This window comes from Butyrivibrio sp. (genome assembly GCF_024699075.1).
The window spans coordinates 1-10,336 of record NZ_JAILQF010000465.1; the positions used below are offsets into that span (position 1 = coordinate 1).

Annotated in this window: 10 protein-coding genes and 1 pseudogene; 3 read left to right on the top strand and 8 right to left on the bottom strand. The window is 39.4% G+C overall.

All coding sequences use genetic code 11. The features are described from left to right. On the bottom strand, nt 1-1,060 hold a 1,060-nt coding region (locus K6G87_RS18340; protein ID WP_296840531.1), incomplete at its 3' end, for a transposase. A gap of 80 nt (nt 1,061-1,140) precedes the next feature. Here K6G87_RS18340 and K6G87_RS18345 point away from each other — a divergent pair. The 3 genes from K6G87_RS18345 to K6G87_RS18355 all read left to right on the top strand — a co-directional run bounded on the left by K6G87_RS18345 (nt 1,141) and on the right by K6G87_RS18355 (nt 2,650). Then, nucleotides 1,141-1,305: a hypothetical protein gene (locus K6G87_RS18345; protein ID WP_296840534.1), complete on the top strand. Its 165-nt coding sequence runs from the start codon at nt 1,141-1,143 to the stop codon at nt 1,303-1,305. A gap of 3 nt (nt 1,306-1,308) precedes the next feature. Continuing rightward, a complete protein-coding gene (tnpA, locus tag K6G87_RS20010) occupies nt 1,309-1,713 on the top strand; it encodes an IS200/IS605 family transposase (protein WP_296840537.1) in 405 nt (134 codons plus the stop codon). A 79-nt stretch (nt 1,714-1,792) separates the two neighbouring features. After that, entirely contained in the window at nt 1,793-2,650 is an 858-nt protein-coding gene (locus tag K6G87_RS18355; protein WP_296840540.1) for an Rgg/GadR/MutR family transcriptional regulator, read from the top strand. A gap of 22 nt (nt 2,651-2,672) precedes the next feature. On the opposite strand, the gene K6G87_RS18360 is transcribed toward K6G87_RS18355, so the two are convergent. The 7 genes and pseudogenes from K6G87_RS18360 to K6G87_RS20015 form a co-directional block, all read right to left on the bottom strand. Then, complete coding sequence (locus K6G87_RS18360; RefSeq protein WP_296840542.1) at nt 2,673-4,433, bottom strand: sialidase; 1,761 nt, start codon at nt 4,431-4,433, stop codon at nt 2,673-2,675. Nucleotides 4,434-4,761: 328 nt separating this feature from the next. Beyond that, a complete protein-coding gene (locus tag K6G87_RS18365; RefSeq protein ID WP_296840544.1) occupies nt 4,762-5,991 on the bottom strand; it encodes an MFS transporter in 1,230 nt (409 codons plus the stop codon). A 285-nt stretch (nt 5,992-6,276) separates the two neighbouring features. Further along, the gene (locus K6G87_RS18370) at nt 6,277-7,209 is read right to left on the bottom strand and encodes an SPFH domain-containing protein (protein WP_296840547.1); all 933 of its coding nucleotides are present in this window, start codon (nt 7,207-7,209) and stop codon (nt 6,277-6,279) included. 15 nt (nt 7,210-7,224) lie between these two features. Further along, nucleotides 7,225-7,665, bottom strand: a complete 441-nt coding sequence (locus K6G87_RS18375) for an NfeD family protein (protein WP_296840549.1) — start codon at nt 7,663-7,665, stop codon at nt 7,225-7,227. 181 nt (nt 7,666-7,846) lie between these two features. Then, nucleotides 7,847-8,935 carry an SH3 domain-containing protein gene (locus K6G87_RS18380; RefSeq protein ID WP_296840552.1) on the bottom strand — a complete coding sequence of 363 codons (1,089 nt, stop codon included), beginning with the start codon at nt 8,933-8,935 and terminating at the stop codon, nt 7,847-7,849. 279 nt (nt 8,936-9,214) lie between these two features. After that, nucleotides 9,215-10,009, bottom strand: a complete 795-nt coding sequence (gene proC / locus K6G87_RS18385; protein WP_296840555.1) for a pyrroline-5-carboxylate reductase — start codon at nt 10,007-10,009, stop codon at nt 9,215-9,217. A 196-nt stretch (nt 10,010-10,205) separates the two neighbouring features. Further along, nucleotides 10,206-10,336, bottom strand: a pseudogene (locus K6G87_RS20015) (23S rRNA (guanosine(2251)-2'-O)-methyltransferase RlmB); the annotation flags it as partial.

A 10,336-nucleotide genomic window follows, 5' to 3' on the forward strand; every position in this document is an offset into this window, starting at 1 on the left:
TGCGGTCATCGTTTGATTTATAGCCACAGTATTTACATGCAAACAGATGTATCTTCTTATCACGGTTAGCCTTTTCAATGTATCCACAAGAAGGACAACACTGACTGGTATAACGAGGGTCAACTTTGATAACTGTAGACTGATTCTGTGTAGCCTTGTAAACAAGTTTCCGTTCAAGGTCATAAAAAGACCATGATGCAGACACATAACGGTCTTTAGTTCTGACATGCTCTGTGGCATTACGAATACCTGTCAAGTCTTCAAGGACAAATAGCGTATGCTGCGGGTTACTATCAACGAGTGCCTTCGATATCTGATGGTTTACATTAGACATCCAACGGTTTTCTCGCTGTCCGATAGCCTTAAGCCTTCGTCTTGCAGATGAGGTCTGGCGCATTTGGAGCTCTTTACGGAGTTTGGAATAGTGAACACGTTTTTGTTTAATGGCTTTTCCGTTTACAAACACAGACTTGTGCTTGCTGTCATAGGTGGCTATGACAAAGTTAATGCCTCTGTCAATACCTACAACATTGCAAATATCGGAAATATTGGTCTCTTCGATATCATAAGTAACAGGGATATACAAAAAATATTTGTCATACTTATTTATGAGCTTTGCTGTGCCAAATCTATAGATTGTATGGTCAAAGTATTTAGACATGCCTTTAGTGAAATAGGATAGTTTAATACGACCATTTAGTGTATTAACTGAAAAGCAGTTTTGAGTGATGGAATAATCCCTATTCCAAACAAGGTCATATTGAGGTTTTTTGAAAGAAGGCTGAATCCACTTTTGTTGATCTTTAAGAATAGCCTTGTATTTTGCGATAACAGTCTTAAATACAGACTGTGCCATCTGAGATTTTAGTCCAAACTTTTCTCTGAGTTTAGAGTATAAAGCCTTATTAAGTGAAAACTGCTTTAGGTCGTGAGTACGAAACACATAGTCAGATACATAATTACAGGCATCAGAATAAACAGACATAGTTTCGTCAAGTAGAATCTTGCTGTCTGTATTAACAGATATCTGTATTTTAGCTGTAACTGTCATTTGTTCCATAATGTACCTCGTTGTTATTTCACTAAAACATGATATAATAATTATTAGTGAAAGTCAATTATTTATAGAGGAATTTTATCGTGGAAAAATGGTTGAGAGATGCTAAAAAGCAAGCACAAAGCGAAGCGGAATGTTTCGTTCAAGATATGCAATACATAGCAGAACAAAATAATATTGAACCTGAGTGGTTCATTGAGGAAGTTGTTAAAAACATTCATAAGATTATGGACACATACAACAAATAACCCATGAGTAACAGATATAATCGTCACAACAGGCGTAAGTATAGTCTTAAAGTACATATAGTTCTCGTTACTAAATACCGCAAACAAATACTTAAAGGCTCTATTGCTGACGATGTAAAGCAAATGATATACGATATCTGCAATTCTAAAGGTTATGGCATTATTGCAATGGAAACCGATAAAGACCATATACATTTTCTGATAAGCTACGACACTACGAATAGAGTGTGCGATATAGTTAAACTGATTAAACAGCAGACCACATATTATCTGTGGCAAAGATATCCAAACTTCTTATCCAAGTGTTATTGGAAACATAAGATATTTTGGTCTGACGGCTACTTTGCTTGTAGTATAGGCGAAGAATCTTCGGCAACTATACAAAAGTACATCGAAAGTCAAGGTTAATGGCTGCGAATTTATAAGGCTCCTCCCACCGCCTGAAAGGCAGTGGGTTTCCGCCTACGACAACGAAAGGATTTTATTTATGAAAAGTCTTTTAGAAATAGGAAGAACCTTCCGCGAACTTAGAATAAATAATCACATAAGCCTTAAACAGGCCTCAGATGAAAACGTGTCCATGTCACAACTGTCTCGTTTTGAAAGAGGGCAAGCAGATCTTTCTATATCAAAATTTATAACAGCATTAAAAAATATACAGACAGAACCCGGCGAATTCTTCAGCTCATTAAATAGCCATCAAAAGTCAGAAACAATCGAATTCATGTCCAAATTATCAAAGCTTGAATATGAAAGAGATATAGAAGGATTCAGAAGTTTATATAAAGAACAAAAAGAGAAATATAGCAACAATCCATCTATATACCAATACCATTTGAATATGATCCTGGCACAGAGTTTTATCTGTAAATGTGACAGAAGCATTCCTTTTCCAAAGGAATATGAACGTGAGATTGCAGACTACCTCTTCGTAACAGATGAATGGAATATCTATGAACTGATACTGATCGGCAATATCTACATGTTCATAGACATCCCCCTTCTACATAAGATGGGCACAGAAGTTTTAAACAAAGTCACAAAAACAGGCGCCAATAAAAACCTCGCAACTATAGTACTATTAAACATCTTCGAAACCTGTGTATATAGAAACAACAAAGACGCCGCCACCTACTATAAAGACAACATACCAGCTCTAATCTCCGATGAAACCAAACTATATGAGCGAAACCTCTACCACTTCTTACTAGGCATGTATACATACAAATGGGAAGATAAAACCAGAGGCAAAGAAATCATGGAAGAAGCAATCAAAATCTACGACTACCTAGGCTGCATAAATCTAGCAAAAAACTACCGCCAAGACATGACTGATTATATATAATAACATAGCCAAAGGCAGTGGATTATCTCCACTGCCCATTTTCGTAGTCAAGTATCTTGGATGTCTGGCCGGGACTGATGATAGAATCTCCAGCCTCATTGATAACACATTTCATGCCGGGGAATCCGTTAAGATAAACGGTTATGATGTTGTGTACATGCACTCCCTCTATGTCCGGAACCTCCATTGCACAGTACATAGGAATAGAATTATCTCTATTGTATAGGTATACACCCAGACCTGCCGCATAGAAAGATGTAACATCATCAGAAACCTTGAAGGATGCATAACCGAATCTTTTCCCATCAGGACTTATCCACTGTCCCTTGTCAGGAACATCATATGGAACCTCACTTTGATACATGATGCAAGTTCCGCCGTTACCGTTCCACAACGTCTGATATCCGTTAAAGTGCTCCACCATAAGAGCATACATAGTGACGTTGTCGCCGTTTATGATGATGCCGTTCTCGCAGGTATTACGGTCCCAGCCAACATTGTCACCATGATCAGCTCTCCATACCCAGAGATTATCACCTACTGTATTATCAAGATTTACAGTGATGCATGCCTTGGTCTTACAAGGTCTGTCTGATGGAATACCGCCCACTCTAAAGTACATATCGCATAGAAGTGACGGCTTGGCACCATCTTTTTGGCCAAGATGAACTAGGTTATCAGATTCACTTGTACCTGCATCTACAAGAAGTCCTGCAAGTATCAGATCATCAGCATTATCCGATACTATGCATTCGTTTCCATTTGCGGATCTAAGCGTTGCAAGCCCCATTCCAAGAAGGATAGTCCCTGAGTTTTGAATATTAAGAGCCTTATCAAGTTTATATATTCCAGGAGTGAAAATAATACTTTTGCCCTCAGAAAGAGCCCTATTTATAGTATCTGCATTATCTGTTTTTTCTTTTGCAATATAAAAATCACTAATAGGAAGAACCTTGCCCTCATTAGTATCCTGCTGCCAGCCATAAGAGGCGCTGTCGTTCTTCCAATCAGGCACATAGACTCCAAATCCGTCCTTGTCATCATATACAAGGAATGGCTTTTCTCTAACCACTTTTGTAGTATCTACTACGGTATAAGCAGCTTCAGGCCACGTCTTATCCGGCACTCCAGAAGCCTTGTCACCAGCCATTACAATGTTCCAGTTCTGACCTGTCCAGCCTTTATAGCTGTTATTCCTAGACAGCCACTGCTGCTGACTTCCGGAATCCACTATTCCTTCAATACTGGAATCTGCAAGAAATCCTCCGCTTGCCCAGCCGTATTCATCATGAAGAGTAAGGTTCCCATCTACCTGAACTCTTCTCATACCAGTTGCCTGAGACACAGCCCACACTACATCTGACATGGTCTCAACATTCTCAATGCTTCGCCAGAAATTACAAGTTGCGTTGTGATTAGAAGGGTCATCGGAAAGCCACCTTGCATAAGTATTGATAGCAGATATCTTAGTATCTGTAGGAAGCACTCCAAGTCCCGCTATCTGAGTATAGAAGCCTGCACTTGTAGATACCTCATAGGATCCGGGCATAAAATATATGGCATAGCGCGCATCATCAAACTGCGCTGTCTCCTGCTTTTCATATATCTTATCAAGAGTTTCCTGCACTTTATCAATATCATCTTCCGGAGAAAAAATATAAACGTTATCTCCAAAGATGTCTGTGTGGAAATCTTTAATCTTAACTTTACTTTTTCCGCATCCAACAGCAATCCCAATAAGTGCCACAAGTCCTATAAATAACAAATATCTCTTTTTTATCATGAGTGCATTCCCCCTACATATACCGCTATACTAAAAGTCTTCCTACTATCGTTACCTACTTTCATGCAAGTACTCTAACTCCCACGAAGGCTACCATCTTATATGTAGAAAACTTTGGTGTATTAAAAATATAGCTTTACTATTTTTATATAAAGAATATAGAAAATGCTTACTCTAAAAAAGGTTTCATTTTATACTATGGTGTCCATTTTTTTAACAGATCAAATGCCCCCATACTAAGAATTTTATATATACTCAAACCTCCTGCTTAGACGGTGCGGTATCACCCAAGGCTTTGCAGAGACGGACAGTTTATAGATCATTGCCATTATCCATTTCTTCTTTCGATAGCCTTTAATATGAAAATGCTCATAAGCGATAAGATCACTATGCCGCCTCCAACAATTGCAAAGCTTCCCACACTCTTAGCATTTACAAAAGCTGAAAAAGAAAATGATCCTACCGGCATGAACAGTACTGCTACTGTAAAAATAATGCTGAACACCCTTCCAAGGAAGTTCTCATCAACAGATACCTGAACATGTGACATAAGGATAATATTGAAAACCGTAAGCGCTATACCAAATAGTGCGAAAGGAACAAGGCACAGATACATATTCTGCGTCAAGGCAAGACACGGCTCACAAAGCATTGCTATACCCGTTCCTGACAAGAACAGTATCATGATATAAACATTATCCTTGAACCTGTCAGCAACTTTAGAGATAACTACAGATCCAAGTATCCCTCCTACAGCTTCCATGGCAAGAGCTTTACTATAGAAATTATCAAAGACCCCCTTGTACATCACATCCGTATATGGAAGTAGCAGATTGTATCCTGCCAGGAAGAAATTAACAAGAGCTGATAGTATCACCAAAAAGAAGATCTGCTTCTTGCTTACAAGATACTTTATTCCTTCGATTATATCTGTAAAAACATTATTACTGCTCTTACCTTTGGACGGCGCATCCGTAACTCTTATAAGACAGCATTCAAGAAGTGCTGATACCAAAAATGTCATAGCATCAAACAATAGAGCTCCCCTTGTTCCTATCACAGCCACAAGTCCTACACTTAGTATTGGGCCTGTAATACCTATGATCTCGCTTCCTGCATGAGCTATTGAGTTAAAAAAGCCTATACGATCTTTGTAGATCATCTCCCTGACAAGCGATTTATATGTTGGTGAATTAAATGCATATACAAGGGCAAGAAGCGCATTGGCAGCTATTATAGCCATAGCCATCCTTCCGGAATCAACCAAAAAGCTAAGGACAAAGCATATAAGAGCCGCCAGTAAATCTGTTACAACGACAAGCCTTTTTCTATTGCCATTGTCAGCCTTGACACCGCCCACAAGATTGAATATGATCTGGATTATCGTTTCTGAGCTTTGGTATAAGGCCAGCACTACAGGCTTTCCGGCAAAAAAGCTAACGATACTTATACTATTAGCATAGTCGAATACAATATTGCCAAATCTGGAAGTCCAGCTGCCTAGCCATAGAAGAGCTTCATTCTTTTTTATTCCCTTTTTTATTTCCTTTTCATTCATACAAAAACCTCCGCCTGCTTGATTTATGCTGAGTATAGCATTGGCAGATCGGAAGCTTTCCATATTTGCATATATGCAATTTTTTTATTAATAGAGAAAAAAGGTTTCAAGCCAAAGCCTGAAACCTTTTAACATATCAATATTATTCTTTATATGGAATCATCTTTACATTCCAATATAATAATTCTCGGAATGATCTTCACATCCTAATATAATTATTTCCCGGAATGATCTTTATATCCCAATCTAATCATTTCTTAGAATGATCTTTTTATTCCAGTCTAATTATTTCTTGGAATCATCCTTAACGATTTCCTTGAAAGATGTTGCAAGGCCTGCAAGACCCTGAAGTTCTGAAGGAATGATGATCTTGGTAGCATTACCATCAGCTGCCTTTTCAAATGCTTCAAGAGACTTGATAGTAAGAACTGACTGGTCTGCTCCAGCTTCTTTGATCATGCGGATACCTTCTGCATTAGCAGCCTGTACGGCACGAATAGCCTGAGCTCGACCTTCTGCTTCACGGATCTCTTTTTCCTTCTGAGCTTCAGCTGCAAGGATTGTAGCCTGCTTCTTAGCTTCAGCTTCAAGGATCTGTGATTCCTTCTTACCTTCAGCTACAAGGACTGTTGATTTCTTCTCACCTTCTGCACGGAGAATAGCTTCACGTCTTTCACGCTCTGCCTTCATCTGCTTCTCCATCGCATCTCTTATTGCAACAGGAGGATTGATGTTCTTAAGCTCTACTCTTGTAACCTTGATGCCCCATGGATCTGTTGCGATATCAAGAAGTGATCTCATCTGAGTATTGATAGTCTCACGGCTTGTAAGAGTCTGGTCGAGCTCCATATCACCGATGATGTTACGAAGTGTAGTAGCAGTAAGTGTCTCAATAGCCATGATCGGATTCTCAACACGATATGTATAAAGCTTAGGATCTGTGATCATGAAGAATACTACTGAGTCAATCTGCATTGTAACGTTATCTTTTGTGATAACAGGCTGAGGTGGGAAGTCACACACCTGCTCTTTTAAGTTAACTCTCTTTGCTACTCTTTCAAAGAAAGGTACGAGGAAGTGGATTCCTGCTTTCCAAGTTGATTTGTAAGTACCAAGATTTTCTATTACATATTCATAAGACTGTGGTACGATCTTAACGCATGATGCAATAAGAATTACGATGACGATAAGTATTATAGCTATTACTATTCCTGCCATAAGCTCCTCCTTAATTTATACAATTTTTTCAACTACAAGTTTCACACCGTCGATAGCTCTTATTATTACAGTTTCACCAACGGGTATTTTCACCTCATCAAAAGATGATCTGGCTGACCAGTCCATTCCTTCAACATTAACCTGTCCTGTTCCAAGCTCATTATCAATAGCTCCGGTAACACGGGCTTTCTTGCCAACAACACTTCCAGCATTAGTCTCTACTGTCTTATTGTTAAAGTGCTCTTTGGCAATTGGTCTTATTGCTGCCATAATAAGCAATGACACTATGGCAAAAACTACTATCTGTGCAAAAATAGGAACCCCGATCTGTGCCATAACCGCAGCTACAAGGCAGCCAAAAGCAAACCAGATACTAACAAGTGATGTGGTCACTGCCTCAACAATAATACATACAAGAAGCAAAACAAGCCAGACAACAACCATGCTTATTTCCATAGATACTCCTTTCTCCCAAAAGACATCTTTAGGAATTTCCTTGTTTTCTATAGTATACCCCAAACATACAATTTGATAAATATATAACAAGACCAATTTAACACATTTTAATTTGGCTTAAATAGAAAAATCCCCTGTCCATAATGAACAGGGGAAATATGAAAAGGTTCAATATTAAGTTTTACCAAAATACATGGTCCTGGATCACGTATCCGCCATCATGGTGACCTACACGTTTAAAGTGAGTTGCACCACCTACGGTTGTCTCTCCGTTAATTGCTGCCTGAGCTGCCTGCATGCAGCTATCGCTTATATTACCACTATTATAGACCTTAGCAACCTTACCATTTAAGGCAGGTGTAAACTGGCCTGATGCATAAATAACATCATATATGGTATTAGGATATGCAGCACTCTTTACACGGTTCATGACTACTGCTCCAACCCCAACCTTACCATCATATGGCTGGTTACCAGCTTCACACTGTATAAGCGCAGCAAGGAGCTTAACTTCGTCGCCATCAGCCTGAACAGCTTCACGCTGACGTGTCATCTCTGCTTTCTTGGCTTCTTCTTCGCGAAGCTTGATCGCAGCAACTGTCTCACCGGCATCAAGTCTGAAATCTATGTTTACATACTTGCCCTGAACATAACCTTCTTCATCATCATATTCGACGCTGACCCATCCATTACCGAGGTCTTCGATTATGTCGAGCTGATCGCCCTTTGTGATAACTCCAAGTGAATCTGAAGATGTAGTTGCTTCACTCCTTACATAAAGAGCGTTAGTAGTAACTGTTATGACCTCGCTTCCTACTTCTTTAGCAAGTTCCTGAGCATCCTCTCCAAAGAGAAGATAATCATCATCAGCCCATCCTACAAGATCACCTGATTGAATTTTAGTCCATCCGTCCTTCTGTTCCAAAATGCGTCCGCCACAGTCCTTATATAAAACTCCGGCTTTCTCCGCATCCTCGCTCGGTTCGGTTCTGACATTTAGTGTCTTACTAACATTGGCCATGACCAGATCTGAGCTGTACCCTGCGACATATGATGTACCTTCATCATCTGTCTTCTCTGCGTTCTCTGAAATAGCTTGTGCTGACTCTTGTGCCTGTTCCAATTCACCCTTTTCTGTTTCATCGGAGGCTCCGATCACAGAAGCTACACCAACCCCACTTGCCTGTGCTGTGATACCAAGATCTGGTGTAAGCATTAAAGCTGACAGCATAAGGCTTGTGAGAAGAACACTCGCTCTACTCTTTTTCATAAGCTTTGTCCCTCTTATGGATTTTGTTACTTTTCCTTTAAAAATCCGCAAGAAACATCTTAACATTTGGATATAGCTTTGTCAAATTATGGCAGCTCTTACACAGGCTTGTGGTCTGGTTTTGCCTTGATTTTAAAGGCTTTGGAGAACCTTTTTTATTATCCAAATCAGAGTAAATCCAAAGAATATTTATTACCAATTTTTAGGATTATTAAGGCAGGCTTAATTTATATAATTTTGTAATGCCAAAAATATTATTTTTACTTGTGAAAAGAAAAGTTACAGCTGTTTGGTCTTATCTATACAAGCTTTTATAGCATCGATCACAGCACCTCTGAATCCATTCTCTTCAAGGACTCTTACTGCTGCTATTGTAGTTCCTCCAGGTGAACAAACCATATCTTTGAGTTCTCCCGGGTGCTTTCCGGTTTCAAGTACCATCTTGGCACTTCCAAGAAGGGACTGGGCAGCAAACTGATACGCCTGCTTTCTCGGCATGCCGCCTTCTACTGCAGCATCTGCCATAGCTTCTATGAACATAAAGGCATATGCAGGGCTTGAACCACTGACGCCTCCAACTACATCCATAAGATTTTCATTAACAACGCTTGCCTGACCGAAGCTTTCAAAGATTGACATTGCAAATGCAAGTTCTTCATCAGAAACAAGCTCGTTCCTGCATACAGCAGTACATCCCTCTCCTACGAGAGCAGGTGTATTGGGCATTACACGGATAAGCTTTACCTTCTTTTCAAAAGCACCTTCTATCCACTTTAAGGTCTTGCCTGCTGCTATAGAAATCACAAGTTTGTTCTCATCAACATCATCCATGATCTCAGCTATAACCTGAGTAAAATACTGAGGCTTAACAGCAAGGATTATAACGTCAGCCTCCTTAGCTACTTTCCTGTTAGAATCCCTTGTCTGAATGCCAAATTTCTCAGCAACCTTATCGCAGGTCTTCTGTGTTGCAGCTGAACCAATTATATCTTCAGGAGATACGATAGCTTTTTTCAAAACCCCGCCAATCATAGCCTTTGCCATGTTTCCAAGTCCAATAAAACCAATAACCATTTTGAGCCTCCTTCTAAATAAGATCATTTGTGATCAATAATAGTATATGTCATTTATAGTATCACTTAAGTCCCTATTATACTTCTGTTAAATAATATGTGAACTACTCCTCACCTTAGTTAAACTCGCAAACGCTTCGCTTTTTGCTCGTTATAAAATCACTGCTGACGCAGTTCTACGGCAAGGAATGTCATATCTATATACGCCTTTGTCTTGCAGCCTCAAATCCAAGGATAGCCGCAGATGTTGCCGCATTCATTGACTCAACCTGCCCCAGCATAGGTATAAGAAGATATTCATCTGCAGCATCTGATATCTCTTTGCTAA

Bases quoted from the DNA above. Each gene is read 5' to 3' on its own strand.
- K6G87_RS18380 (WP_296840552.1), bottom strand. From the start codon at position 8,935: ATGAAAAAGAGTAGAGCGAGTGTTCTTCTCACAAGCCTTATGCTGTCA.
- proC (WP_296840555.1), bottom strand. From the start codon at position 10,009: ATGGTTATTGGTTTTATTGGACTTGGAAACATGGCAAAGGCTATGATT.
- K6G87_RS18360 (WP_296840542.1), bottom strand. From the start codon at position 4,433: ATGATAAAAAAGAGATATTTGTTATTTATAGGACTTGTGGCACTTATT.
- K6G87_RS18370 (WP_296840547.1), bottom strand. From the start codon at position 7,209: ATGGCAGGAATAGTAATAGCTATAATACTTATCGTCATCGTAATTCTT.
- K6G87_RS18375 (WP_296840549.1), bottom strand. From the start codon at position 7,665: ATGGAAATAAGCATGGTTGTTGTCTGGCTTGTTTTGCTTCTTGTATGT.
- tnpA (WP_296840537.1), top strand. From the start codon at position 1,309: ATGAGTAACAGATATAATCGTCACAACAGGCGTAAGTATAGTCTTAAA.
- K6G87_RS18355 (WP_296840540.1), top strand. From the start codon at position 1,793: ATGAAAAGTCTTTTAGAAATAGGAAGAACCTTCCGCGAACTTAGAATA.
- K6G87_RS18365 (WP_296840544.1), bottom strand. From the start codon at position 5,991: ATGAATGAAAAGGAAATAAAAAAGGGAATAAAAAAGAATGAAGCTCTT.